The sequence below is a fragment of the Nocardia sp. NPDC003482 genome, assembly GCF_053588115.1.
Genome location: NZ_JBSFPI010000003.1, coordinates 388,916 through 415,023, shown reverse-complemented (window position 1 = coordinate 415,023; position 26,108 = coordinate 388,916). Strand labels below are relative to the sequence as shown.

The window sequence follows — 26,108 nt, the reverse complement described above, 5'->3', positions numbered from 1 at the left end:
AGCAACGATATGGTGAACCCTACGTCGGCTTTACCCATCGAACGGAAGAGGACGCATGACCAAGCCGGAAGTCGAGTTCCAGGACGGCCCCGCCCCCACCCAGCTGGTGATCAAGGATCTGGTGGAGGGTGACGGCGCCGAAGCGGTCCCCGGCGGCACCGTGCAGGTTCACTACGTGGGCGTCGAATACGACACCGGCGAGGAGTTCGATTCGTCGTGGAACCGCGGCGAGGCCATCACCTTCCCGCTGCGCGGCCTGATCCAGGGCTGGCAGGACGGCATCCCGGGTATGAAGGTCGGCGGCCGCCGTCAGCTCACCATCCCGCCGGAGCAGGCCTACGGCCCCGCGGGCGCGGGACATCAGCTGTCGGGCAAGACCCTCGTGTTCGTCATCGACCTGCTCGACGTGGTGAACTGATCACTCTCGCACCACATCCACCGGATTGCTCAGATTGGTAGCGATCGCGGTCTGCGCCGAGCCGCTGTGGGCGGGCAGGGCGTCCAACGCCTTTCCCGTCTGCGCGCTCAGATTGGCCACGATCTGCTGGAGCTGGGTCACCCCGCCCGAGAGGGCGGCCAGCGCGCCGGTCAGCTGGCTCGCGCCCTGATCGGCGAGCTGCGGGACCTGCGCGGCCAGCGCGGCGCCCTGGTTCAGTTGCGCGCCCGCGGCGCTCAGCCGGGCGGCGGCGTCGCGCAGCAGGGTGCCCACCGGGGTACCGGGATCGGTGCCGCTGCCGGTGAGCTGGGCGAATCCGGCGAGCTGGGTTCCGGCCTGGCTCGAAACACCGTGCAGCGCATCGAGTTTCGCGATGGCGTCGGCCAGCCGCGGATCGCTCGCGAACGGTAGCGCGCGCAGCAGCGGCAGCACCTGGTCGAGTCCGGTGGTCACGGTGTTCGCGGTCGCGTCGATCTGCCCGAGCGTCAGTCCCGTGGCGTCGAGGGTCGCGGCGAGGCTGTTCGCCTGGGCCGTGGCCGCGGTGAGGGCGTCGTTCAATTGCCCGATGCCCGAGGTCAATTGGCTCGCACCGGATTTCGCGGTGTCGAGGAATCCGAGCATCTGCTGCGCCCCGCCGCCGAATTGGGCGGACGCGTCGGCGGCGAGGTTCACCCCGGCGCCCAGCAACTGCGTCGTGAAGGCGGCCTGCTGCATCGAACCGCGCGCCGAGGACATGGCGGCCAGCGCGCCGTCCACGCCCGCCGCGCCGATGCGCTGGGTGACCTGGTTCACCGCGTCGTTCACCAGATTCGGATCGGCGTCGCGATTCGTCGCGACGGTGAGCCGCGCCCGATGCGGTTGCGCGGTCGCGAGCGAGTCGACCGAGGACGACAGGTCGGCGGGCAGCGTGACGACCGCGGCGTAGCGATCGGTGCTCGCGTCCGCCGCCCGCACGGCGTGCCACTCGTGGGTTCCATTGCCCTGCAACGCCTGCACGACCCGCGCCCCGGTGGGACCGGTGTCGTCGTTCACCAGCGCGAGAGCGGTCGGCGCGGCGGCGGGCCGCAGCCACCACACCAGGCCGCCCGCGAGCGCGCCGACGGCCACGACGGCGGTCACGAAAAGGATCCAGCGAGCGCGTTTTCCGATCACGGCCCGACTCTAGGACCCGGACCTGCGCTACGGGTGGCGGCCGTCTGAGGGTTCGGTAAGGGTCGGCGGCCGATCCGGCAGCGCCAGGACCAGGCGCACCCCGCCCAGCGTGCCGTCGTCGAACCAGGCTCGCCCGCCGTGCAATTGGGCCTGCTGGGCCACCAGCGCCAGCCCCAGCCCGGATCCGCCCTTGCCCGCGCGGCTGCCGCGGAAGAACCGGTCGAACACCGCCGCGCGTTCCTCGGGCGGGATGCCGTCGCCGTTGTCGTCGACCGAGATCACGACGAATCCGTCCGGCCGCCGGTGCGCCGACACCAGCGCCCGCGTCGCCCGCCCGTGCCGCGCCGAATTCGCCAGCGCGTTGTCCAGGGCCAGCCGCAGCCCCGCGGGCAGGCCGCGGGTGATCAACTCCGGATCGGTGTCGATGCTCACCTTCAGCTCGGGGAAGTGCCGCATGGCGTCGTGCGCGGCCTTGTCGAGGAGATCGGCGACATCGGTGTCGACGTGATCGCGCTCGTCGACGAGTTCGCCGGCCGCCAACCGCTCCAGCGCCGACAGCGTCGCCTCCACCCGGCCCTGACCGCGATGCAGGTCGGCGAGGATCTCCGCGCGCTGGGCCTCGTCGAGATCCAGTGTGCGCAGCACCTCGAGGTCGGTGCGCATGGCGGTCAGCGGGGTGCGCAGCTCGTGGGCGGAGACGGCCGCGAAATCGCGGGCGGTCTCGAGCGCGGCCGCGGTCGCCGCCTGTGCCCGATGCACGCGGTAGAGCAGCGAATTGATCGCCTCCGCAAGCTGTTCCGCCTCCCGCACCCCGGTCACGTCCACCGGCGCCTCGGGTTCGCCGGTGCCGCTGCGCGCGCCGACCTGCCGGGTCAGCTCCGCGATCGGCCGCACCGCGCGCCCGCCGAACACCCAGCCCAGCCCGGCCGCCGCCGCCACCGCGAGCCCGGCCGCGCCCAGCACCCAGCGCCGCTGATCGGCCGTGGTCCGATACGCCTCGGTGAGCGGAATGCCCAGGGAGACAACGTGTCCCGCGGGCTGATTCGCCGCGGTGGTCAGCACCCGCCACGGCGTCCCGTCGATGGTGAGGGTGTGCGACCCCGGGGTCAGCTCGGGCAGCCGCATACTCGTGGTCGCCAGCACCGCCCCGTCGGCGCGGACGGTGACCGCGATGTCCTGATTCGGCCCCACGAACGACAGCAGCCCGACCGCGAGCACCGGTTGCAGCAGAACCACCCGTGAGGCCAGGGTCAGTTCCTGATCGGCGTGCGCGATGTTGTTGCGCTCGAGCGCCTGCACCGAGACCCAGCTCAGCACGGCGGTGATGATGAACGCGCCCAGCGCGGCCGCCGCCGCCACCCGGGTGCGCAGCGAGTACGAATGACCGCGGCGGCGGAGAAACCTTGTCCGCCAGGTCATTTCGGGGTCCGAAGCACGAAGCCCACGCCCCGGATGGTGTGCAGCAGCCGCGGCGTGCCGTCGCTCTCCAGCTTGCGGCGCAGATAGCCGACGAACACGTCGACCACATTGGTGTCGGCGGCGAAGTCGTAGCCCCACACCAGTTCCAGCAGCCGCTCCCGGCTCAGCACCACGCCCGCGTTGCGCGCCAGCGTGGACAGCAGCTCGAATTCCCGCTTGGTGAGCTCGATCTCGCGGCCGTGCAGCAGCGCGCGGTATCCCGCCTCGTCGACCTCGAGCGGACCGACGGTGATCGAGTCGGTCGGCTCGGGGGAGGCCGCGGCCGGATCGGCGCGGCGGCGCAGCAGCGCCTTGATCCGGGCCACCAGCTCCGCCAGCACGAACGGTTTGACCAGATAGTCGTCGGCCCCCGACTCCAGGCCCGCGATGCGGTCGTCGACCGAACTGCGCGCGGACAGCACGCAGATCGGCACCTCGTTGCCCATGGCCCGCAGCGCGGTGACCACGCCCGCGCCGTCGAGGACCGGCATGTTCATATCGAGCACGATGGCGTCAGGGGACTGCTCACCCACACAGCGGAGCGCGGCCGCGCCGTCGCGGGCGATCAACACCCGGAAACCGGACAGGCGCAGGCCGCGCTCCACCGAGGCCAGCAGGTCCTCGTCGTCGTCGACCAGCAGGACCGTCGGAGTCTCACGCTCGCTCGTCACGGGTCCATTGTGGTCATAGCGAGCTGGATCAGTAGTTGGCGCAGGTGTCGGCGAGCCGCTGGATCAACTGCTGGGCCTGCGCTGCCCGCGGATCGTTCTGGGCCTGCTGGACCTGGTCGGGATGCTCGGCCAGGTACTGCTCGGCCTGCGCCCGGCGCTGGTCGATGGGCTGGTCGAAGGCCGCCTTCAGCTGGGCCTTGGCGTTCGGGTTGGCATCCAGTGCCGACGCCAGCTGCGGCGCCTGATCGTGCAGGGCGGCGTCGACCTGGGCGAAGGAGCAGGTCGAGTTCAGCAGCGGGGCGAGCTGATCCATCGGGGCGGCCGAGGCGGCGCCGGGCAGCAGCACGGCGACGCCGGTGAGAGCCCCGGCGGCCAGGGTGGTGAGGGCGAATCGGGTACGCGCAATCATCGGGTACAGCCTTTCGATCGGTTGTCTCCCGCCGCGACGGAGCGGGCTCGGGCGGGACCCGGTCCCGCGTCCGCCGCGCTACGGGCGATTCGACGTTAGGCTCCCCGTCTGATCGGGTTGTGAACCAATCGTGAGAAAAGTGTGAGGGCCGTCACTTGGTCTTGCAGTCCTCGGCCACCTTCTCGAACACCCCGCGCAACTCGGCCAGCCGAGGGTCGTTGGCGACCCTGGCCGCCTCCGGATCGGACTGGATGCGCTGTTCGACCTCCGCGCGATGCGCCGCGATCTTCTCCTGCCGCTGGTCCAGCGGGGTGTCGAGGATGGCCTTCAACTCCTCGCGCTTGCCGGGTGTCTTGTCCAGTTCCTCGGCGAGCATCGAGGCCACCGGATCGTCGTGCATGGCCCGGTCGACCTGATCGAAGGAGCAGCTCGAGGTCAGCACCGGTTCCATGATGTCCAGCGAGTCGGCCGCGGCGGTGCCCGCGAGCAGGGTGGTGGCGGCGGCGAATCCGCCGAGGGTGAGAGCCGTCCGAGTGAATCGAGCACGCGACGAGATCATGAATGGTCCCTTTCGTCCGAAACGTCTGCGGAACTACCTCTTTCGTCGCGCAGACCCTACGACCGCGGGGGACCGAGCCGGGGAAGCGACACCGGCGCGGACGCTAAGAAATCCATGAGGGTGTGATCAGGGCGCGACGGTCTCGCCGTCGGGCGCGCTGTCGTTGTCGGTCACCTCGCCGGCCGGATCGGCCGCGTCGGCGCGGGCCGCGAGGATCTGATCCTCGAGGGCCACCAGCACGGCGGGGTTCTCGATGGTCGCGGGCATCTCCCAGGTCTCCCCGGAGGCGATCTGACGCATGGTGCGGCGCAGGATCTTTCCCGAACGCGTCTTGGGCAGCGCCTGGACGATCACCACGTCGTGCAGGGTCGCGATCGCCCCGATCTGCTCTCGGACCCGCGCGACCAGTTCCTCCCGCAGCCGCTCGTACGCCACGTCGGCGTCGCTCTTGAGCACCACGTACGCGATCGGCCGCTGCCCCTTGAGCTCGTCGGAGACGCCGATGACCGCGCATTCGGCGACCGCGGGATGCCCGGCGACCGCGGCCTCGATACCGCCCGCCGACAGCCGGTGCCCGGCCATGTTGATCACGTCGTCGCTGCGGCCCAGGACGTAGAGATAGCCGTCCTCGTCGAAGTAGCCGGAGTCGCCGGTCAGATAGTGGCCCGGGAACGCCGACAGATACGAGCGGGTGAACCGTTCGTCGTCGCCCCACAACCCGGTCAGCGTGCCCGGCGGCAGCGGCAGGCCGATCACGATATTGCCCTCGGTGCCGGTGGGCACCGCGTCGCCCTCGTAGTCCAGCACCCGCAGCCGATAGCCCGGCACCGGTACCGACGCCGAACCCGGTTTGATCGGAAGTTCTTGCAGCCCAAGGGGATCCGCGCAGATCGGCCACCCGGTCTCGGTCTGCCACCAGTGATCGACGACCGGGCAGTCGGGTCGATCGGCCAGCAGCGTGTCGCGGGCCCACTCGTAGGTGGCCGGATCGAGCCGCTCCCCGGCGCAGAACAGCGCGCGCAGCGTGGACAGATCGTGGCGGTGCGCGGCCGCGGCGTCCGGATCGGCCCGGCGAATGGCCCGCAGCGCGGTCGGCGCGGTGAACATCACATGCACCCCGTGCCGTTCCACCAGCCGCCAGAACGCGCTCGCGTCCGGGGTACCGACCGGTTTGCCCTCGTAGAGCACGGTCGTCGCGCCCACCAGCAGCGGGGCGTAGACGATGTAGGAGTGTCCGACCACCCAGCCGATATCGGAGGTGGTCAACATGATCCGGCCGGGGCCGACGTCGTAGATGTTGCGCATGGACCAGGCCAGCGCGACCGCGTGCCCGCCGTTGTCGCGCACCACGCCCTTGGGCTTCCCCGTGGTGCCCGAGGTGTAGAGGATGTAGAGCGGATCGGTCGCCGCCAGCGGGACCGGATCGGCGGGCTCGGCGTCGCGGATCATGTCCGACCAGTCCAGCCATTGCGCCGCAACGGTTTCCGTGTGCCCCGGTAGGTGCTCGGTGGACAGGCTGAACCGGATGACGTCGAAACCCGGCCGCTGCTTGACCACCACGTGCCGCGGCGCGGCGATCCGCGCGAGATCCAGCGCCTGCAACACGATCGGCGGGTACTCGACGCGCTTGTTGGGCTCCAGCCCGCCCGAGGCGGTCACGATCAGCACGGGCTGCGCGTCATCGATGCGCGCGGCCAGCTCGTGCGCGGCGAACCCGCCGAACACCACCGAGTGCACCGCCCCGATCCGGGCGCAGGCCAGCATGGCGACGACCGCCTCGGGGATCATCGGCATGTAGATGACGACCCGGTCCCCGGTCCGCACCCCGAGCCGCAGCATCGCGCCCGCGAAAGTGGCCACCTCGTCGAGCAATTCGGCGTATGTGTAGACGCGTGTGGCGCCCGTCATAGCGGAGTCATATATTAGGGCCGGTTGGTCGGCGCGGCCGCCGGTCGGTCCGAGGGAGTCGGCTCCTGTCGAGTCCTCTTCCGATGTGAGATCGCGCACATGACGGTCGAGAGCGTTGTAGGAGGTGTTCAGGCGAGCGTCCGGAAACCAGCGGGCCGTCGGACGGGCGGTGCTGTCCAGGATCGTTTCGGGCGGGACATCCCAGGTGATGGAGTCAGCGGCGGAACGCCAGAAGTCGGAGGGATCGACCAGGCTCGTCTGGTAGGTAGGCCGGTACTCCTGCTTCGCCTTCAACCGTGTGACTCCCTGCCTCGCATCGATGCCCGCCTCGATAGATCAGCCTGATTGTGGCAGACTTCACGCGACGTCCGGGCGGACGCCGCGACCTTCGATTTTGCCTGAAACCGGCAGGTCACCGGCCGGTAGTTGCCCAGAGGTCACACAAGAAGTTATTGATCCGTTAGAATCGCATGTCACATATTTCGGCCGTCATGGACGCAATTTCTCGGCCAGCCGCAGTTCTCGGCCCGCACTGCCTGCCGAGCCGCGCGTGCGATCGCGGAGGCTCGCTGATGGCGCGTGGCTGGGGCCAGTTTGGAAAGTGAGTGGGAGATGCGTGACGCCGCTAGGTCCGGCAACAAGCGTTGGGCGCTTAGCAACTGGGACCTGCGCTGGAAGGTTACGGCGGTCCTGGCCGTGCCCCTCCTCGTCGCGGTGGTGCTCGGAGCATCCAGGATTGCGGCACAGTTCGGGGACTCGAGCGAGCTCTCCGACGCCGTCAAGCACGTCCAGGCGATTCCGGCCGTCACCGGCCTGAGTGCTCAGCAGGGTGTCGTCGCGGTCGAGCAGATGATCATGCTCAGCCCCACCCAGTCCCTGGTGCAGGACGCGGACCTGACCGCGCTGGACGGCGCGATCGCCGCGGCCGAGAAGGCCGCCCCGCGCCTGGACGGCGTGGCCGGTGGTCGCACCGCGCTCGATCAGATGATCGCGGGCTCCAAGGCGATCCGGCAGCAGGGCACGATGCCCTCGAAGTCGATCCAGGACGCCATCAACCAGGAAGAGGCGATCCGCCAGAACAGCGTCCGCACCGCGGAGGCGATCACCTCCACCATCTCCGACCCGAAGGTCGAGGAGTCCAAGCTCCGCCTGATCGACGCGCTGAACACCCGCGCGGTGATGGTCCAGGAGAGCGCGGCGCTGGCCGAGGCGCTGCGCAATCCCGCGGGCGTCAAGGACGCCGTACAGAACGCGCTGATCGCGGGCAACACCGAACGGCAGATGCTCGGCATCATGGCCCACCGGTACCCGGACAACGATCCGATCATCACGGATCTGAACCAGCTGGTGAACAACCGCATCCAGCTGCTGTCCAGCCCGCAGGTGGCGACCGGGCAGATCCCGTTGCAGGATCTGCGGCAGTCCTCGGTGGACAGCCTGGACCAATATCAGAAGATCGTCGACAAATCCAGCGCCGACGTCATGACGCGTGTCAACGCGCTGGCCGACGACGCCCGCTTCGGCGCCATCCGCTACGCGGTGATCGTCGTGCTCACCATCCTCGCGGCCCTCGTGCTCGCGGTGATCATGGCCCGGTCGATGATCGTGCCGCTGCGCAAGCTGCGCCTGGCCGCGCTGCGCGTCGCCGAGCACGACCTCGGCCACGAGGTGGCCCGCCTGCGTGACGGCGCGAGCCCGGAGGACGTGCCGCTGGAACCGATGCCGGTGCACACCGACGAGGAGATCGGCCAGCTGGCCCGCGCGGTCGACGACATCCACGGGCAGGCGCTGCGCCTGGCCGCCGATCAGGCCGCCATGCGTACCCAGGTCAACGACATGTTCGAGACCCTGGCCCGGCGCTCGAAATCCCTTGTCGACCATCAGCTCTCGCTCATCGAGGCGATGGAGTACGACGAGAAGGACCCGCGCCTGCTGGAGAACCTGTTCCGGCTGGACCACCTCGCGGCCCGCATGCGCCGCAACGGCGACAACCTGCTGATCCTCGCCGGTACCCGGCAGCGCCGGACCAAGTCCGCGCCGGTCGAGATCGCCGACGTGCTGCGCGCGGCCATCTCCGAGGTCGAGGACTACGAGCGCGTCAAGCTGGGCGCGACCCCGCGCGGCGCGATCACCGAACCGGCCGCCTCCGATATGGCGCACCTGTTCGCCGAGCTGCTCGACAACGCGCTGCGCGCCTCGCCGCCGGAGACCGACGTCAAGTTCACCTTCGCCCAGGCCGACGACCAGGGGCTGCTGATCGAGGTCGCCGACCGCGGCATCGGTATGCCCCCGGCCGAGATGGAGGTCATCAACCGCCGCCTGGCGTCCACCGCCGAGGTCGGTCCGGACACCGCGCGCCACATGGGTCTGTTCGTGGTCGGCCGGTTGGCCGAGCGGCACGGGCTGTCGGTGCGGCTGCGGTCGACCTTCGACACCGCGCGCGATCCCGGCGTGACCGTGACCGTGCACGTGCCCGGTTCGCTCATCGTGGCCCCGGGCGGCAGCGCGCTGACCGTTCCGCCGCAGCAGCAACAGCAGCCGACCCGGCAGGCGCCGGGACCGCAGGGTCCGCAGGGCCAGCAGCCGCAGCAGCGGCCGAGCGCGGCGGCCGCCATGCAGATGCGCGCGGTCACCCGCACGCCGAGCGGCAATGTCATGGTGACCGTGGATCCCGGTGTGAGCGGGCCGATTCCGGCCGGTGAGCGCGGGGAACGTCCGGGTGCGCCCGCGCCCGGCGGCGCACCGGCGGCCCCCGCCGCCGCGGGTGGCCTGCCGCAGCGGCAGCCGGGTTCGGCCGCGGCGGGCGGACTGCCCCAGCGCCAGCCCGGCGCGAACGGACCGACCGTGCGGCACGGTCTCGCCGACGCCCGCCCGGGCGACCCCGACAAGGGCGGCCTGCCGCAGCGTCAGCCCGGCGCGAACGGTCTTCCGCCGCGGGAGCCGAGCGCCGGTGGTCCGCCCCCGCGTGGCGGTTCCGGTCTCCCGCAACGCGACCCGGGTGCGGCCGGACCGGCCGGTGGCCCGCCGCCGCGGGAGCCGGGCGCGGGCGGCCTGCCCCAGCGGCAACCGGGCGCCAACGGTCTTCCGCCGCGCGGCCTCGGCAACAGCGGCCTGCCGCAACGCGAACCCGGCGCGGCCGGACCCGACGCCACCCCCGGCCTGCCGCAGCGCGGCGGCTCCGAAACCGGCCTGCCCCAACGCGTTTCGGGTGAGACGGGCATCCCGCCCCGCGACTCGGGCGCGATCAGCCTGCCGCAGCGCGGCGCCACCGGATCGGGCCTGCCACAGCGCGGTGCCCCCGAATCCGGGTTGCCGCCCCGGGACTCCGGATCGATCAGCCTGCCCCCACGCGGGACGACGGAGTCGGGTCTGCCCCAGCGCGGGACGACGGAATCGGGTTTGCCCCAGCGCGGGACGACCGAATCGGGTCTACCGCAACGCGGGACGACGGACTCGGGTCTGCCGCAGCGGGGTTCGACCGAGTCGGGCCTCCCGCAACGCGGCGCCTCCGAAACGGGCCTGCCGCAACGTGGCTCGGGCTTGCCGCAGCGTGGCGCCCCGGAAACCGGTCTGCCCCAGCGTGGTTCGGGCCTGCCGCAGCGTGGTTCCACCGAATCGGGCCTCCCGCAGCGAAGCACATCGGAATCCGGTCTCCCGCAGCGTGGTTCGACCGAATCCGGACTGCCGCAACGTGGCACATCCGAAACGGGCCTGCCCCAGCGTGGTTCGGGCCTCCCGCAGCGCGGCTCGACCGAATCGGGCCTCCCGCAACGCGGTTCCACCGAATCGGGCCTGCCGCGCCGCGGCCTGACCGACTCCGGCCTACCCCAGCGCGGCACGTCCGACACCGGCCTACCCCAGCGCGACACCTCGGCCACCGGCCTACCGCAGCGGAACACGTCCGATACGGGCCTCCCGCAGCGCGACAGTTCGATCCCCGGTCTACCGCAGCGGGGCACGTCCGATACCGGCCTACCGCAGCGGGCGGCCGGGGCGACCGGGCTGCCGCAGCGTGAGGCGGGCAAAACCGGTCTGCCGCAACGGGAACCCGGCGCGAACGGCCTCCCGCAGCGGAGCGCCAACGGTCTGCCGCAGCGGGACTCCGGCGATTCCGCGCCCCGGCATTCCGCCGCGGGCGGGTTGCCGCAGCGTCAGCCGGGCGCAGGGTTGCCGCCGCGCCCCGCGCCCACCCCGGGCCTGAGCCTGCCGAAGGCAGAGCGTCCGGCGCCGGAGCGGCCCGCCGCCGACGCCGGTGACGGTGGACGCGAACGCGGCCGCCACAGCTTCCGGTCCAACCCGGAGAAGACGGCCGCGTTCTTCCAGACCCGCTTGCAGCCCACGGTCGAGTCGAGCGCCTCGGCCGACAGCCCGATCTTCGCGGAGATGATGTCGGCCTGGCTGTCCGATCCGAATCCGGACCGGTCCCAGGTGGCCGCCTCCTTCGAATCACCGGGTGACGAGGGCTGGCAGGCCGCCCGGCGCGCGGTGGAGGCGCAACCGGAGAAGCGGACGGCCGCCGGGCTGCCGCAGCGTGATCCCGGCAATCGGCTCGTTCCCGGTGGCGTCACCGGAACCGCCGACCGTGCGCCGCGTCGTGACCCAGAATCCATCAGGTCAAGTCTGAGTCGTCACCAGCAGGGCGTCCGGGATGGCCGCGCAATGAGAGCAATGAACCTAACCGGAGATAAAGGAGACCGATGAACCCCGATCTAGGTGGTACGAACCGTCAGCTGGATTGGCTGGTTTCGAACTTCGCCAACGAGGTTCCGGGCGTCGCTCATGCCGTGCTGGTTTCGGCGGACGGTCTGTTGATGGCCGCGAGCGCTCAGTTGCCCGTGGACCGCGCCGAACAGCTGTCGGCTGTGACCGCGGGACTGGCCAGCCTCTCGGTGGGCGTGTCGAACCTGTTCGAAGGCGGCACGGTATTGCAGTCGGTGGTCGAGATGGAACACGGCTACCTATTGCTGATGGCGGTCGGCGACGGTTCCTACCTCGCGGTCCTCACCAATACGTCCTGCGACATCGGGCAGGTGGGATACGAGATGGCGTTGTTGGTCGAGCGGGTTGGCCAGACAGTACAGGCCACGCCTCGCGTCACGATGGGTTCCTGATGGTGGGATGGAAATAGACAACCAGCGCGTGGGGAGCGAGCCAAGCCTCGTCCGCCCGTATTCCTTGACCTCCGGTCGCACGCGGCCGAAGGTGGATCTGGCGTTGGAGGCGCTCGTCGCATCGCATCCGGTCGCCCTCGAGCGGCAGTTCGAACTCACCAACATCGAGACGTCAATCGTGGAGTTGTGCAGAGAATCGCCGTCTGTCGCCGAAGTGGCTGCCCGGCTGGGCATTCCGATCGGGGTGGCGCGAGTGCTCGTGGCCGACCTCATCGAGGCCGGCCACGTACGAGTTTCGGCGACTTTGAAAGACGATTCGAGCGACGATGAACGTCGCGAGCTGATCGAAAGGGTTCTCAGTGGACTCCGGCGTATTTGATTCGACGGCCCAGGTCGATACCCGTACCAGCAAGCCAACGTCGGCCAAGATCGTGGTCGCCGGTGGCTTCGGCGTCGGCAAGACGACGCTGGTCGGTGCCGTCTCGGAGATCGTTCCGCTACGCACCGAGGCGTTGGTGACCAATGCCAGCGTCGGCGTCGACAGTCTGGCGGCCGTGCCGACGAAGGCCACCACCACGGTGGCCATGGACTTCGGCAGGATCAGCCTCGCCGACGACCTCGTGCTGTACCTGTTCGGCACGCCCGGCCAGTACCGCTTCTGGTTCATGTGGGACGACCTCATCCGCGGCGCCATCGGCGCCGTGGTGCTGGTCGACACCCGACGACTGGAGGACAGCTTCGCCGCGGTCGACTACTTCGAGGCGCGCAGCCTCCCGTTCCTGGTGGCCATCAACGAGTTCGACGATGCGCCCCGGTACCCGATCGAGGACATCCGTCAGGCCCTCGCGGTCCCGGCCGACGTCCCGATCCTGTCGATCGACGCCCGGCGGCGGGAGCCGGTGAAGCAGGCGCTGGTCTCGGTCACCGAGTACGCGTTGCGCAAGGTCGTGCAGGGCTACTGAACCGGCCCGGCACCGCGGCGGGGATTCCGGAGCTGCGGTGTGGGCCGGTTAGGCTTCGCGCGTGACGATCTCGGCGCGTGAGTTGCTGGACGGACTGCTCGACCCCGGCTCGTTCGAGAGTTGGGACCGTCCGCCGCTCGCGGTGTCGGCCTCGGCCGAGTACGACGCCGAACTGCGCGCCGCCGAGCGCCGGGCGGGCACCGACGAGTCGGTGCTGACGGGCGCGGGGACCCTGCGTGGGCGGCGGGTGGCCGTGATCGCCTGTGAATTCGGCTTTCTCGCCGGTTCCATCGGGGTCGCGGCGGCCGAACGGGTCGTCGCCGCGGTGGAGCGGGCCACCGAGTTGGGCCTGCCGCTGTTGGCGTCACCGGCCTCGGGCGGCACCCGGATGCAGGAGGGTACGGTCGCCTTCGTGCAGATGGTCAAGGTGGCGGGCGCGGTCGCCGCGCACAAGGCCGCCGGACATCCCTATCTGGTGTATCTGCGTCATCCGACGATGGGCGGCGTCTTCGCGTCGTGGGGATCGTTGGGGCACATCACCTTCGCCGAACCGGGCGCGCTGATCGGCTTCCTCGGGCCGCGCGTGTACCGGGCGCTGTACGGCCGCCCGTTCCCGGACGGGGTGCAGACCGCCGAAAACCTGTATCGCAGTGGGGTGATCGACGGCGTGGTCCCGATTCCGGTGTTCCGGCGGATCGTGCACCGGGTGCTGAATGTGGTGAACGGCGTTGAGGGTCAATCGATTTCGCCAGCGCCCGCCGAAAGCTATGTACCGCAACCGATTACGGATTCCGAGGACGCCACCTGGCATGCGGTGCTGGCCTCCCGCCGCCCGGACCGCCCCGGTATCCGCGCCCTGCTGCGCCGCGCGACGGACCGGGTTCCGTTGAGCGGCACCGGACAAGGCGAATCCGATCGCACGGTGGTGCACGCCCTGGCCCGGTTCCGGGGCCGGCCCTGCGTGGTCTTCGGGCACGACCGCTCCGGCCAGACCGGCGAGAACACCATGGGCCCCGCCGCCCTGCGCGAGGCCCGCCGCAGCATGCACCTCGCCGCCGAACTGCGCCTCCCGCTCGTCCTGATCATCGACACCGCGGGCGCGGCCCTGTCCCGCGAGGCCGAGGAACGCGGCCTCGCCCCCGAGATCGCCCGCTGCCTGGCCGACCTGGTCACCCTCGACACCCCCACCGTCTCGGTCCTGCTCGGCCAGGGCAGCGGCGGCGGCGCCCTGGCCCTGCTCCCCGCCGACCGCGTCCTCGCCGCCGCCAACGCCTGGCTGGCTCCCCTTCCCCCGGAGGGCGCCAGCGCCATCGTCCACCGCGACACCACCCACGCCCCTGCCCTCGCCGCCGCCCAACGCATCGCCGCCCCCGCCCTCCACGCCGACGGCATAGTCGACCGCATCATCCCCGAAACCCCCGACGCCGCAACCGAACCCACCGCCTTCGCCCACCGCACCATCACCGCCATAGCCGAGGAACTGGCCCTCCTCACCGCCACCCCCACACCCCGGCTACGCGCCCTCCGCCAGTCCCGCTACCGCCGCCTCGGTGTCCCGACCGAGCGCTGAAATCGGGTCGAACACACGAACCGGGCTGTTTGACCAGGGGCCGAACCGCTTCTACCGTCGGAACGTGACCTTCAAAAACGAGAGCACCCCCGTACCCTCGGTCGTTCTGAACGACGGCACCGTGATTCCCAAGCTCGGCTTCGGGGTCTTCCAGGTGCCACCGGACGAGGCGGTCGCCGCGGTGAGCACGGCGCTCGAGGTCGGCTACCGCAGTATCGACACCGCGGCGATCTACGGGAACGAGGCCGAGGTGGGGCGGGCGATCGCGGCGTCGGGGCTGGCCCGCGACGAGGTCTACGTCACCACCAAGCTCTGGAACGGTGAGCAGGGCTACGACTCCACCCTGCGGGCGTTCGACGAGAGCATGGCGAAACTCGGCCTGGATTATCTGGATCTGTACCTGATCCACTGGCCGGTGCCGCGCCTGGACCGCTACGTCGACACCTTCCGGGCCTTCCAGGCGCTGAAGTCGCAGGGCCGCATCGGCTCGATCGGCGTGTCCAACTTCAATCGCGACCACCTCGAGCGTCTCATCGACGAGACCGGCGAGACCCCGGCCGTCAACCAGATCGAGCTGCACCCGACCTTCGCGCAGGCCGAACTGCGCGCCTTCCACGCCGAGCACGGCATCGCGACCGAGGCGTGGAGTCCGCTCGGCCAGGGCGCGGAGCTGAAGGATCGGACCGTCACCGAGATCGCGCAGGAGACCGGGCGGACCCCCGCCCAGGTGGTCATCCGCTGGCACCTCCAGCTCGGCAATGTGGTCATCCCGAAGTCGGTGACGCCCAGCCGGATTCGGGAGAACTTCGACGTGTTCTCCTTCGAACTCACCCCGGAGCAGATGGAGCGCATCGCGAAACTGGACTCCGGCAACCGGATCGGCGGCGACCCCGAGACCCTCACCCTCGGCGTCGATCTGGACTGATCCCTACGAACGGACCGACAGACCCAGTTCCGCCGTCAGCTCGACCGCGGCGGCGCGACCCGCGCGGTTCGCGCCGATGGTGCTGGCCGACGGCCCGTAGCCGAGCAGATGGATGCGCGGATCCGCCGCGACCCGGGTGGCCAGGCGGCCGTCCATGGCGATGCCCCCGCCCGGCCCGCGCAGCCGCAGCGGCGCGAGATGATCGAGCGCGCTGCGAAATCCGGTGGCCCACAGGATGACCTGGGCCGGTCGGAACGTCCCGTCGGCCCAGCGCACCCCGTCGGGTTCGATGCGCGCGAACATCGGATGCCAGTCCAGCGCGCCGCGGGCGCGGGCCGCGCGCACGCGATCGTCGACGGGCAGTCCGGTCACCGACACCACCGACCGCGGCGGCAGCCCGCGCCGCACCCGATCCTCCACCATCGCCACCGCGCGTCGGCCCGCCTCCGGCGTGAAAGGCCCGTCGCGCCACCGGGGTTCGGTGCGCGACACCCATGTGGTGGTCGTGACCCGGGAGATCTCGTCGAGCAGCTGCACCGCCGAGATGCCCGCGCCGACCACCACCACATGCTTGCCCGCGAATTCGGCGGCGTCGCGATAGTCGTGCGCGTGCAACTGCCTGCCCGCGAAACTCCGCGCGCCCGGGTAATACGGAATGTAGGGCCGATCCCACGTCCCCGTCGCGTTCACCAGCCCCCGCACCCGCAACGTCGGGCCCGCCGCCCCGTCCGGCCCGACCGTCTCCGCGTGCAGGAAGCCGTCCGCCTCCGCGGCCGCGCAGGTCGAGGTCGTCGCCCGATCGCACACCACCCGCACCGACAACGGCCGCCGCACCCGCAACTCGAACCGCTTCTCGTACAGCTCGAAGTAGTGCGGCACGGCCGTCGCCGCGGGCACGTCCGCCGACCCCTCCGGCAACGTCTCGGCGAATGCCATACCGGGCAGATCGTGCACCCCGTTGACCGTGCCGATAGTCAGTGACGGCCATCGGAACTGCCACGCCCCGCCCGGTCCCGGCGCGTGATCGACGATGAGAAAGTCCGTCGCGGGCCGCAATCCGAGCCGCCGAAGGTGGTACCCCGCCGACAATCCGGCCTGTCCGGCGCCGATCACGAGGATCGCGAAATCGGAGGGGGTCACCGACGTCACGCTACGCCGGGTGCGTCGGGTGCCGGGGAGCGACCTCGGGCCGAATACAGTGAAAGGACCGACACGCATTACTGGGGAGGCCAGATGCTGGGAGTGAGCCGCGACGGCGACGTGGTCACCATCGAATTGCAGCGCCCCGAGCGCCGCAACGCGCTCAACGCCGAATTGGTGACGCGGCTGCGCGACGCGGTGCCCGAGGCCGCCGAGACCGCGCGGGTGATCGTCCTCACCGGCCAGGGCCCGATCTTCAGCGCGGGCGCGGATCTGAGCGGGGTGTACTCGCAGGACTTCCTCGACACGCTGGTCGACATGTTGCACACCATCGAATCCGTCCCGGTCCCGGTGATCGCCGCGATCAACGGCGGCGCGCTCGGCGCGGGCGTGCAGCTGGCGCTGGCGTGCGATCTGCGGGTGATGACCTCCGACTCCTATCTCGCGATCCCGGCCGCGAAACTCGGCCTCACCGTGGACGGTTGGACGGTGCGGCGGCTGGTGTCGCTGATCGGCGGCGGCCCGGCGCGCACCGTCCTGCTCGGCGCGGCACCCGTATCCGCCTCGGACGCATACGCTTTCGGCTTCGCCAACCGGATCGGCACGCTCGCCGACGCGCAGGAGTGGGCCAAGTCGATCGCCGAGCTCGCGCCGCTGTCGCTGCGGCATCTGAAACTGGTCCTGAACGACGACGGCACCCGCGGCGCGGACACCCCCGAACAGGTGAGCGCCCTCGAGGCCGCCTGGACCAGCGCCGACGCGCAAGAAGCGCGATCGGCGCGGGAGCAGAAGCGCGCGGCGAAGTTCGTGGGCCGCTGATGAGCCCGCGCACGGTGTTCCGATTCGCGCGCCGGGCCGCCCTCGGCGTCGCCGCGGCGACGGGCCTGACCTGGGCCGTGCGCGCCGCGTGGGGCCTGCCGTCGGCGATGGGTGCCTCCCCGTCGTCGATCGCGCCGGTGGCCGCGGGCTCCGCGCGCTACCGCAACCGGCAGTTCTCCAATACCGAACCCAGCGCCCAGGTCGCGCCCGGCTCGGCGGTGTCGCTGATCCTGTCGGCGCTGACCCGGCACCGGGTCGGCCGCCCGCCCGGCGAAATCCCCTTGGCCACACCGGAAGTCCCCGACCGCGCGGGCGATCTCGCGGTCACCTGGTACGGCCACGCCTCGGCGCTGATCGAGGTGGACGGCTTCCGGGTGCTCACCGATCCGGTCTGGAGCGATCGCGTCTCGCCGTCGGCGGTGGTCGGCCCGATCCGCATGCATCCGGTGCCGGTGGCGGTGACCGAGCTGCCGCCGGTGGACGCCATCCTCATCTCCCACGACCACTACGACCACCTGGACCGGGAAACCGTGCGCGCGCTGGTGCGTTCGCAGGACGCCCCGTTCGTGGTGCCGATCGGCATCGGCGCGCATCTGCGCAAGTGGCGGGTGCCCGAGCGGCGCATCGTCGAATTGGATTGGGGCGCTTCGTATTGCGTGACCGCGACCGGGCCCGGCGCCGGTGATCTCGTGCTCACCTGCACCGAGGCCCGGCACTTCTCCGGTCGCGGACTGCTGCGCAACACCACGCTGTGGGCGTCGTGGATCATCGCCGGACCGCGGCGGCGGGCCTACTTCGGCGGCGACACCGGCTACACCAAGGCGTTCGCGGAGATCGGCGCGACCTCGGGCCCGTTCGATCTGACGCTGCTCCCGATCGGGGCCTACGACGTGCACTGGCCGGACGTGCACATGAATCCGGAGGAGGCGGTGCGCGCGCACGCCGACGTCTGCGCCGGCGACGCGCGGCACGGCCTGCTCGTGCCGATCCACTGGGCCACCTTCAACCTCGCCTTCCACGGCTGGTCGGAGCCGGTGCGGCGGCTGGCGGCCGCGGCCCGCGCGGCCGGGACATCGGTGGCCGTGCCGCTGCCGGGCGGCCGCATCGATGCCAATGCGGTATCGCCGCAGGTCCGGTGGTGGGAAGATGTCGACAAGGCAGTGACCGACGAGTAAGGAGTTGAGCTGATGAGTCTGCTGGACACTCTCAAGGGCCTGGTCGGCAAGGGCCGCGAGGCGGCCGCCGAGAACGCCGACAAGATCCACGGTGCCGTGGACAAGGCCGGTGGCTTCATCGATCAGAAGACCGGGGGCAAGTACTCCGATCAGATCGGCAAGGGCGCGGAGGCGATCAAGAAGGCGGTTCCGGAGCAGAGCGGCGGCACCCCGCCGCCCGCCCAGGAGCCCCCGGCCCCGCCGACCCCGCCGACGCCCCCCACGCCGCCGACCCCGCCGACGGGCGAGGGCTCGTAGCCAGGGCCAGGGCTTGTAGCCAGGGCCAGGGCTTGTAGCCAGGGCCAGGGCTCGTAGCCGCGGGAACCTGTCGGTGGTGGCCCCTAGACTTGGAACATGGTGTCCCGCCGGGATTTCGGGGGTGTCGAGGTTGAGCTGAGCAACCTCGACAAGGTGCTGTACCCGGCCACCGGCACCACCAAGGGCCAGGTCATCGAGTATTTCACCACCATCGCGCCCGCCCTGCTGCCGCATATCGCGGGGCGGGCGGTCACCCGCAAGCGCTGGCCCAACGGCGTCGACGAGCCGTCGTTCTTCGAGAAGAACCTCGCCGCGCACGCGCCGAAGTGGATCCAGCGCCACAAACTCGAACACTCCGACCGCCGCGTGGTCTATCCCGTCATCGATTCGGTGGCGGGCCTGGCCTGGCTGGGCCAGCAGGCGTCGCTGGAAATCCATGTGCCGCAATGGCGTTTCGTCGAGGGCGCGATGGGCCCGGCCACCCGGCTGGTCTTCGATCTGGATCCCGGCCCCGGCACGGGTCTGGCCGAATGCGCCGAGGTGGCGCTGTGGATCCGCGATACGGTGGCCGACGTCGGCCTGCGCGCCTACCCGGTCACCAGCGGCAGCAAGGGCATTCACCTGTACGTGCCGCTGGACCGGGAGCTGAGTTCCGGCGGCGCGTCCACGGTGGCGAGACAACTCGCGACCGGACTCGAGCGGCTGCACCCCGACCTGGTCACCGCGACCATGTCCAAGGCGGCGCGGCCCGGCAAGATCTTCCTCGACTGGAGCCAGAACAATCCGGCCAAGACCACCATCGCCCCCTACTCGCTGCGCGGACGCGCCGAGCCCACGGTGGCCGCGCCGCGCACCTGGGACGAGATCGAGGACCGAAAACACCTGCGGCACTTGACCTTCGGCGAGGTGCTGGCCCGCTGGCGGGCCGACGGCGACCCGCTCGCGGACCTGGACCCGCCCCTGGCGTCGGGCGCCGATCCGCTGACCACCTACCGTTCCATGCGCGACGCGTCCCGCACCCCCGAGCCGGTGCCGCCCGGTCCGCCCGGCGCGGGCGCGGACGACCGGTTCGTCATCCAGGAACATCACGCCCGGCGACTGCATTGGGATCTGCGGCTCGAACGCGGCGGGGTGCTGGTGTCCTGGGCGGTGCCCAAGGGCCCGCCGACCTCGAGCGACGAGAACCGGCTGGCCGTGCACACCGAGGACCATCCGCTCGAGTACCTCACCTTCCACGGCACCATCCCCAAGGGCGAGTACGGCGGCGGGGAGATGACGATCTGGGACACCGGCACCTACGAGACCGAGAAGTGGCGCGAGGACGAGGTCATCGTCCGCCTGCACGGCGACCGCATCGACGGCCGGTACGCGCTCATCCGGACCAACGGCAACCAGTGGCTCATGCACCTGATGAAGCCCGACCCCGACTCCGGCGCGGAGTCCGCCCCGAATCCGTCGCGCCGGAGCGCACCCGCCGACCTGCCGCGCGGGCTGACGCCCATGCTCGCCACCCCCGGCGACGTGTCCACCCTCGACGACCGGGACTGGGCGTTCGAGACCAAATGGGACGGCTTCCGGCTCATCGCCGAGATCGAGGACGGCGCGGTCACCCTGCGCAGCCGCAAGGGCCTGATCGTCACCGGCCGCTATCCCCGGCTGGCCGCCCTGGGCCGCGAACTGTCCGGGCACAGCGTGGTGCTCGACGGCGAGGCGGTGGTCTTCGACGATCACGGCGTCGCCAATCTCGGTCTGTTGCAAGCGGATTCGGCGCAGGCGGTCTTCGTCGCGTTCGACGTGCTGTACCTGGACGGCACCTCGCTGCTGCGCAAACGCTACGCGGATCGCCGCCGGGTGCTGGAGGCGCTGGCCGGGCGCGCGCCCTCGCTGGTGGTGCCGCCGCGGCTGGACGGTCCCGGCGCGGAGGCGCTGCGCTACAGCCAGGAGCAGGGCATGGAGGGTGTGGTCGCCAAGCGCCGCGATTCGGTGTACCTGCCCGGCAAGCGCGGGCACTCCTGGGTCAAGACCCGCAACTGGCGCACCCAACAGGTGGTGGTCGGCGGCTATCGCCGCAGCGACGCACGGCAATTCGCGTCCCTGCTCGTCGGCGTCCCGCACGACGGCCGCCTCTACTACGTCGGCCGGGTCGGCACCGGTTTCAGCGATCAGGAGATGGCCGAGCTGGCCGCGCGCCTGCGCCGCCTGGAGCGCAAGACGATGCCCTTCGACAACGACCTCACGGCCGAGGAACGCAAGGACGCCGTCTGGGTCGGCCCCAAGCTCACCGGCACGGTCCGCTACATGAACTGGACCGAAGCCGGCCGCATGTGGCACCCGGCGTGGATTCCCGCCTCCGACTGAACAATCGGACACTCCGGACATCCGGGTCGTTGACCTGCGCGTTTCGCGGGGATACCGTGAATTCACAAGAGCGGGACACATCCTCGATCGTGGATCGGCGAACGGGGGTTCGGTGTGCGAGAGCGTGCGGTGATCCCGGCGCGGCGGGTGCGGTCGGTCGTGCTGACGAGTGTGGCGGCGGTGTTGCTGGCCACGGTGTGGCTGCCCGGTGCGCGTGCCGATGTGCCCTTTCCGGACGACGATCCGTTCTACGCCGCGCCCGCGGATCTGGCCGCCCGGCCGCCGGGTACGGTTCTCGGTACGCGTCCGATCTCGTTGCTCGGTCTGTCGGTTCCGGTGTCGGCGTGGCAATTGCGGTATCGCACAACGGATTCCGCGAATCGGCCGACGCTGAACGTGACGACGGTCGTGGTGCCGCCGCAGCCCGCGGCCGGGCCGCGGCCGCTGCTGGCCTATCAGATTCCCGAGGACAGTTTCGGCACCCGCTGCGCGCCCTCGTACGCGCTGCGCGGCGGGCGGGACCCGGGCGTGGTGAACACCCTGATCGATCTGCCGTTCCTGGCCGAGACGCTGCGGCGGGGCTGGGCGGTGGTGCTCAGCGATTTCGACGGTCCGCGGTCGCGCTTCTTCGACGGGGTGAACGCCGCGCACGGCGTGCTCGACGGGGTGCGCGCGGCGCGCTCGTTCGCCCCGGCCGGGGTCACCGCCGCGAGTCCTGTTGGCGCGTACGGATATTCGGGCGCGGCCTTCGCGACGCTCTGGGCCGTCCAGTTGCGTAAGGAGTACGCCCCCGAGGTGGTGTTCGCCGGGGTCACCGCGGGCGGCGTCCCGGCCGATATCGCCGGGATGGCCCGCTCGGTCGACGGCGGTCAGCTGTCCGGGCTGGCCCTGTTGACCCTGCTCGCCCTGGCCCGTGATTATCCGGATTCCGGACTGACCGAGTTGTTGAACGACCGGGGCCGCGCGGCGGCCGCCGAGAGCGCCGGAGCCTGCGGTTCGGAATTCGTCCCGAAATACGCCGGAACGCGCTTGGACGAATTCACCCGGGCCCCGAACATTCTGGACAGTACGGCATTTCGGACCGCCGTCGCCCGCGCGGAACTCGGCGCCCGAGTGCCGGACGTTCCCCTGTACCTCTATCACTCCCGAACCGACGATCGGATTCCCGTCGCGGGTTTCTCCGCGCTCGTCGACCGTTACTGCGCGGGCGGCGCCACGCTCACCGCCGTCCATTCCCCGTTCCCGACCCACAACGGGGGAGCCCTCGGCGAATTCCTCGGCGGAATGGATTATCTGTCGGACCGTTTCGCGGGCCGTCCGCCCGCACCGGGATGTCACATTCGCTGACCCGGAGACGACCGTGGGGCGCGGGTGTGCCGGACCCGCGCCCCCCGCGTTCGATTCAGCGACGGCCGGTGGTGTCCATCCACTTGGTCGTGCCGGGCGGTGCGGTCAGCGTGTTGATCAGGTCGATTCCGGCGACGATCAGCGCCGGGCCGCCCACGACCAGGGTGCCGATGATGCCGCCGATGCCCGCGCCCGTGATGATGAGCACGGGGTCGACCGGAAGCACGGCCAGGCCGATGATCGCCCCGACGACCGCGCCGATGGCCGTGCCGATGAATCCGCCCACGGCCGTGGCGATTCCGAACTGGGTCGCGAACGCCTCCATGGCCTGCTGGTTCTCGGCGTTCGACGCCACCGGCGTGGCCGGCGCCGGGCGGGCCGCGGCCTCGTTCTTCACGGCCGTGAGGTCCAGGACGCGTCCCGAATCGCGCACCTGGAAGGGGAGGGGGTATTCCTTTCCGTCCTGCCGGAAGGACAGGGGCAGCACCACGACGGCGGCCCCCGCCTTGTCCTGGATCGCGACCGTCCGCTGGTCGTCGGAGACCGCGAAGGTTCCGCCGTCCAACGTCGTCTCGACGACATTGCCCACCAATTTCGCCTCGTAGCGCACTGTTTCCGGCGCGCCGGGATCTGCATGGACCGTGCCCGCCCCGAGGGCCACGGTCACGACCGCCGGTGCCACGGCGGCAGTGAGCTTGTGCAGATTCATTCCGGTATTCCCATCTTCATCAGGTGTAGCGAGCGGTCGAAACCGCCGGAGAAACGCGCGTGAAAGAAGAACCGATGATCCTCCCGTCTCACCACCCCGGTGCGCGCGTGGCCGCGATGCGACCGACTCTCAAACTTAACCGTACCTTCACTGAGAAGACAAGAAGAGTGAATTTCGGCTGATGACAATATGTTTCGCCATACCGACGGGTTTGCCCTAACCGAGGATCCCGATGGCGATCGACACCGCGCACACCGCGAACACCACCGCCAGCGCGAGCGCGTCCCGGCGGCCGGGCGCGGTGGGATGGGCCGTGAGCTGGCCGATTCCGCCCCGCGCGGTGATCGCCTCGGCCAATTCCCCGGCGCGACGGGTGGATACGGCCATGGCCGCGGTGAGGATGTCGACGATCGGATTGTCGGTGGCCCGCCGCATCAGTCCGCTCTTGGGCCGCAATCGGCGCGCGGCGCGCAGCACCCGCATCTCGTCCAGCAGCAGCGGCAGCCCGCGCAGCGTCAGCGCGACCACCACGGCCCATTCGTCCACGGGCACGCGCACTTTCCGCAGCGGCGCCCCGAGGGTGGCCAGGGCGGGCGCGATCTCGCCCATCGGCGTGGTCCAGGCGATCAGGAACGAGGCCGTCAGCAGGATCAGGCCGAAGACCGTGACCTGGGCGTAGCGCAGCAGCGCCGGGCCGCCGCCGGGAATGTTGAGCACCGCGCCCAACGCCATCAGGCCCCAGAACCAGGCGGGCAGGCGCGGCAGCGCGCCCAGCGGCAGCCGGGCCAGCAGTCCGATCAGGATCAGGAACGTCACCATGATGCCGAGCACCGGCCAGGTCGGCCAGAGCATGAGCACCACGCTGATCGCGAAGGCGGCGATCATCTTCGTGCCGGCCCAGAGCCGATGCACCGGACTGGGGACCGGAACCTCGCGCAACAGCACCACACTCATCGCGGCTCTCCCGTCCCGGTCGGTTCGGCCACCGATTCGGCGGCCGACGCGTCGGCGGGATCGTCGGCGATGCGCCCCGCCCGCAACCGGACCGTCCGATCGCACACCCCCGCCAGATCCTCGACGTCGTGCGAGATGACGATCAGCGTCAGACCCGAATCCCGCAGCCGCGCAAGCAGTTCCACGATCTCGGCGCGGCCCTGCGGATCGAGTCCGGCCAGCGGCTCGTCCAGCACCACGACCTGCGGTCGGCTGGCGACGATGGCCGCGAGGACCACGCGTTTGGCCTGTCCGCCCGACAGTTCCTCCACCGAGCGCGAGGCCGTCATCCGATCCAGCCCGACCGCGTCGAGCGCCCGGCCGACCGCGCCCGATCCGGTGCCGCTGCCGCCCCAGTCCTCGATCTCCGCGCCGACGGTCTCGCGCTGCAATTGCAGGCGGGAGTGCTGGAAGGCCAGCGCGACCCGGCCGATGCGCTTGTGCACCGGGCGCGCGCCCGCGTAGTCGCGCAGTTCGCAGCGGCCCGCGGTGGGCACGACGAGCCCGGCCATGATCCACGCCAGGGTGGACTTGCCGGAGCCGTTGCCGCCCACGACGAGCAGGGCCTCGCCGCGCCGGACGGTCAGATCCACCCCGTGCAGGGCGGGCGCGGACCACGGGGTGCCGCGGTTGTAGGTGTGGTGCACATCGCGCAGTTCCAGCAGCGGTTCGCCCATCGGGCGGCGGCGCGAATCCCGAACGGGCCGTGGCCAACTCGGCAACCGGTCGACCTGCCGCCCGGCGTCGAGATGGATCACCCGGTCGGCCGCGGCCGCGTCGGCCTCGTGATGGGTGACCAGCACGACGGCCATCGGATGGCGGCGGGGCAGATCGGCCAGCAGCGTGACCAGTTCGCGGCGGCCGGCCGGATCGATCATGGCGGTCGCCTCGTCGGCCAGCAGCAGCGCGGGACGGCGGGCCAGCGCAGCGGCGACGGCCAGGCGCTGCTGCTGACCGCCGGACAGCGTCGCGGTCTCCATCCGGCCCAGCCCGGCCAGGCCCACCTCGCTCAGCAGCGCCTCGACGTCGACCTGGGCGGCGAGTTCGGGCGGCAGACCCCAGACCACGTCGTCGGCGACCAGGACACCGAGGGTCTGACTCTCGGGGCGTTGCAGCACGAGCGCGGTCCCGCCGAGCAGTCCCAGCCCGGCCGAACCGGGTCGCTCGACCATGCCGCCGGTCGGCGGCCGCCCGGCCAGCACCCGCGTCAGGGTGGATTTCCCGGAGCCGTTGTGGCCGACCACGGCCACGAATTCGCCCGTCCGCACGGTCAATTCGATGCCGCTGAGCGCGTCGACGCGGGCGTTGGGGTAGCGGAACGACACATCGCGCAGGGTGACCGGCAGCGGTTCGACGCGCCGATCGTCTGGCGGCGCGTCGAGCAGATCGCGGCCGGGCAGCCAGGTGAGCCGGTCCAGGACCGAACCCAGCACGAACCAGGACAGCAGCGCGGTGGCGATCACCCCGACGAAGGCCCCGGCCCCGATGTAGAGCCACCACCAGCGCAGCACCGCGTCCGCCACCGCGGTCACCGCGTGGCCGACCTCGGCGAGGTGGAATTGATCGGTGGCGATGGCGGCCGCGCCGTGCGCCGAATTGCGGATGTTGTCGAAGATCAGTTGCCGCGTGGTGCCGAAGACCAGCAGGAACACGACCGGCACGGCCGCCCAGAACACGCCTGCGACCGCGGACATCCCCAGCACGACGACCAGCCCGCCGCCGCGGCGCTTGACCGTGCCGATGATCCCCCCCACGGTGGCCGCGGCCACCAGGCTCACGGCCGCGAGCAGGCCGGCCGCCACGAAACTCACCAGCGCGGCGGCGGCCGTCGCCGACACCGAGGCGCGCAGTCGATACCGCTGCGCGAGCAGTCCGAGCGGAACGGCCGCGATGAGATTGAGCGCGGCCGCGGCCGGGACGATCGAGCCCAGCGTCACCAATCCGACGGTCAGCCCGCCCAGAACCGCGCCGGTGGCGAGTTCGATCGGGCGCAGCGGGCCGTGGATCGTCGAGGGGACGTCGGGTGGAGCGGTCACGGATCAAGTCTGCCAGCCCGCGAGCCCGGCGCGGGCCGACCGAAGTTCTTCGCGCGATTCACATATTCGGCCA

The 26,108-nt window shown here is 70.9% G+C and carries 22 protein-coding genes; 12 read left to right on the top strand and 10 right to left on the bottom strand.

Going from position 1 to position 26,108, the window contains the following annotated elements; all coding sequences use genetic code 11:
- The first annotated feature begins 55 nt into the window (after positions 1-55).
- A complete protein-coding gene (locus ACWDSJ_RS07220; protein WP_387367853.1) occupies positions 56-418 on the top strand; it encodes an FKBP-type peptidyl-prolyl cis-trans isomerase in 363 nt (120 codons plus the stop codon).
- Here ACWDSJ_RS07220 and ACWDSJ_RS07215 read toward each other — a convergent pair whose 3' ends face one another.
- The 6 genes from ACWDSJ_RS07215 to ACWDSJ_RS07190 all read right to left on the bottom strand — a co-directional run bounded on the left by ACWDSJ_RS07215 (position 419) and on the right by ACWDSJ_RS07190 (position 6,887).
- Entirely contained in the window at positions 419-1,588 is a 1,170-nt protein-coding gene (locus ACWDSJ_RS07215) for a hypothetical protein (protein WP_450029945.1), read from the bottom strand.
- A gap of 27 nt (positions 1,589-1,615) precedes the next feature.
- A complete protein-coding gene (locus tag ACWDSJ_RS07210; protein ID WP_450029943.1) occupies positions 1,616-3,007 on the bottom strand; it encodes a sensor histidine kinase in 1,392 nt (463 codons plus the stop codon).
- Entirely contained in the window at positions 3,004-3,717 is a 714-nt protein-coding gene (locus ACWDSJ_RS07205; RefSeq protein ID WP_387367861.1) for a response regulator transcription factor, read from the bottom strand. The genes ACWDSJ_RS07210 and ACWDSJ_RS07205 overlap by 4 nt, the downstream gene beginning before the upstream one ends.
- A gap of 28 nt (positions 3,718-3,745) precedes the next feature.
- Entirely contained in the window at positions 3,746-4,126 is a 381-nt protein-coding gene (locus ACWDSJ_RS07200) for a hemophore-related protein (RefSeq protein ID WP_450029941.1), read from the bottom strand.
- 151 nt (positions 4,127-4,277) lie between these two features.
- Positions 4,278-4,685: a hemophore-related protein gene (locus tag ACWDSJ_RS07195; RefSeq protein WP_450029939.1), complete on the bottom strand. Its 408-nt coding sequence runs from the start codon at positions 4,683-4,685 to the stop codon at positions 4,278-4,280.
- 126 nt (positions 4,686-4,811) lie between these two features.
- Positions 4,812-6,887, bottom strand: coding sequence for an AMP-binding protein (locus ACWDSJ_RS07190; RefSeq protein ID WP_450029937.1), 2,076 nt, complete (start codon positions 6,885-6,887; stop codon positions 4,812-4,814).
- A gap of 318 nt (positions 6,888-7,205) precedes the next feature.
- Between ACWDSJ_RS07190 and ACWDSJ_RS07185 the strand changes: the two genes are divergently transcribed.
- The 6 genes from ACWDSJ_RS07185 to ACWDSJ_RS07160 all read left to right on the top strand — a co-directional run bounded on the left by ACWDSJ_RS07185 (position 7,206) and on the right by ACWDSJ_RS07160 (position 15,161).
- Positions 7,206-11,294, top strand: a complete 4,089-nt coding sequence (locus tag ACWDSJ_RS07185; RefSeq protein WP_450029935.1) for an ATP-binding protein — start codon at positions 7,206-7,208, stop codon at positions 11,292-11,294.
- On the top strand, positions 11,291-11,704 hold the full coding sequence (locus tag ACWDSJ_RS07180; RefSeq protein WP_011207200.1) for a roadblock/LC7 domain-containing protein: 414 nt from the start codon (positions 11,291-11,293) through the stop codon (positions 11,702-11,704). Before ACWDSJ_RS07185 ends, ACWDSJ_RS07180 begins: the two co-directional genes overlap by 4 nt.
- Positions 11,705-11,711: 7 nt before the next feature.
- On the top strand, positions 11,712-12,083 hold the full coding sequence (locus ACWDSJ_RS07175) for a DUF742 domain-containing protein (RefSeq protein ID WP_387367872.1): 372 nt from the start codon (positions 11,712-11,714) through the stop codon (positions 12,081-12,083).
- Positions 12,064-12,666 (top strand): GTP-binding protein, encoded by a 603-nt coding sequence (locus ACWDSJ_RS07170; protein ID WP_171982855.1) that lies wholly within the window; start codon positions 12,064-12,066, stop codon positions 12,664-12,666. Before ACWDSJ_RS07175 ends, ACWDSJ_RS07170 begins: the two co-directional genes overlap by 20 nt.
- Before the next feature lie 61 nt (positions 12,667-12,727).
- Positions 12,728-14,236: a carboxyl transferase domain-containing protein gene (locus tag ACWDSJ_RS07165; protein WP_450029932.1), complete on the top strand. Its 1,509-nt coding sequence runs from the start codon at positions 12,728-12,730 to the stop codon at positions 14,234-14,236.
- Positions 14,237-14,300: 64 nt separating this feature from the next.
- On the top strand, positions 14,301-15,161 hold the full coding sequence (locus ACWDSJ_RS07160) for an aldo/keto reductase (RefSeq protein WP_450029930.1): 861 nt from the start codon (positions 14,301-14,303) through the stop codon (positions 15,159-15,161).
- 3 nt (positions 15,162-15,164) lie between these two features.
- Here ACWDSJ_RS07160 and ACWDSJ_RS07155 read toward each other — a convergent pair whose 3' ends face one another.
- A complete protein-coding gene (locus ACWDSJ_RS07155; RefSeq protein WP_450029928.1) occupies positions 15,165-16,310 on the bottom strand; it encodes an NAD(P)-binding domain-containing protein in 1,146 nt (381 codons plus the stop codon).
- An 84-nt stretch (positions 16,311-16,394) separates the two neighbouring features.
- On the opposite strand from ACWDSJ_RS07155, the gene ACWDSJ_RS07150 reads away from it, so the two are divergent.
- The 5 genes from ACWDSJ_RS07150 to ACWDSJ_RS07130 all read left to right on the top strand — a co-directional run bounded on the left by ACWDSJ_RS07150 (position 16,395) and on the right by ACWDSJ_RS07130 (position 22,297).
- The gene (locus tag ACWDSJ_RS07150; protein WP_450029926.1) at positions 16,395-17,120 is read left to right on the top strand and encodes an enoyl-CoA hydratase; all 726 of its coding nucleotides are present in this window, start codon (positions 16,395-16,397) and stop codon (positions 17,118-17,120) included.
- On the top strand, positions 17,120-18,295 hold the full coding sequence (locus ACWDSJ_RS07145; RefSeq protein ID WP_450029924.1) for an MBL fold metallo-hydrolase: 1,176 nt from the start codon (positions 17,120-17,122) through the stop codon (positions 18,293-18,295). Before ACWDSJ_RS07150 ends, ACWDSJ_RS07145 begins: the two co-directional genes overlap by 1 nt.
- Before the next feature lie 12 nt (positions 18,296-18,307).
- Positions 18,308-18,592, top strand: coding sequence for an antitoxin (locus ACWDSJ_RS07140; protein ID WP_387367891.1), 285 nt, complete (start codon positions 18,308-18,310; stop codon positions 18,590-18,592).
- A gap of 96 nt (positions 18,593-18,688) precedes the next feature.
- Entirely contained in the window at positions 18,689-20,950 is a 2,262-nt protein-coding gene (locus ACWDSJ_RS07135; RefSeq protein WP_450029922.1) for an ATP-dependent DNA ligase, read from the top strand.
- A gap of 114 nt (positions 20,951-21,064) precedes the next feature.
- Entirely contained in the window at positions 21,065-22,297 is a 1,233-nt protein-coding gene (locus ACWDSJ_RS07130; RefSeq protein WP_450029920.1) for a lipase family protein, read from the top strand.
- Between the two features lie 55 nt (positions 22,298-22,352).
- Here the strand turns inward: ACWDSJ_RS07130 and ACWDSJ_RS07125 are convergent, their stop codons facing one another.
- The 3 genes from ACWDSJ_RS07125 to ACWDSJ_RS07115 form a co-directional block, all read right to left on the bottom strand.
- The gene (locus ACWDSJ_RS07125) at positions 22,353-23,006 is read right to left on the bottom strand and encodes an ammonium transporter (RefSeq protein WP_387367900.1); all 654 of its coding nucleotides are present in this window, start codon (positions 23,004-23,006) and stop codon (positions 22,353-22,355) included.
- 216 nt (positions 23,007-23,222) lie between these two features.
- Positions 23,223-23,960 (bottom strand): CbiQ family ECF transporter T component, encoded by a 738-nt coding sequence (locus ACWDSJ_RS07120; protein ID WP_450029918.1) that lies wholly within the window; start codon positions 23,958-23,960, stop codon positions 23,223-23,225.
- Positions 23,957-26,035: an ATP-binding cassette domain-containing protein gene (locus ACWDSJ_RS07115; protein ID WP_450029916.1), complete on the bottom strand. Its 2,079-nt coding sequence runs from the start codon at positions 26,033-26,035 to the stop codon at positions 23,957-23,959. Before ACWDSJ_RS07115 ends, ACWDSJ_RS07120 begins: the two co-directional genes overlap by 4 nt.
- Positions 26,036-26,108 lie beyond the last annotated feature (73 nt).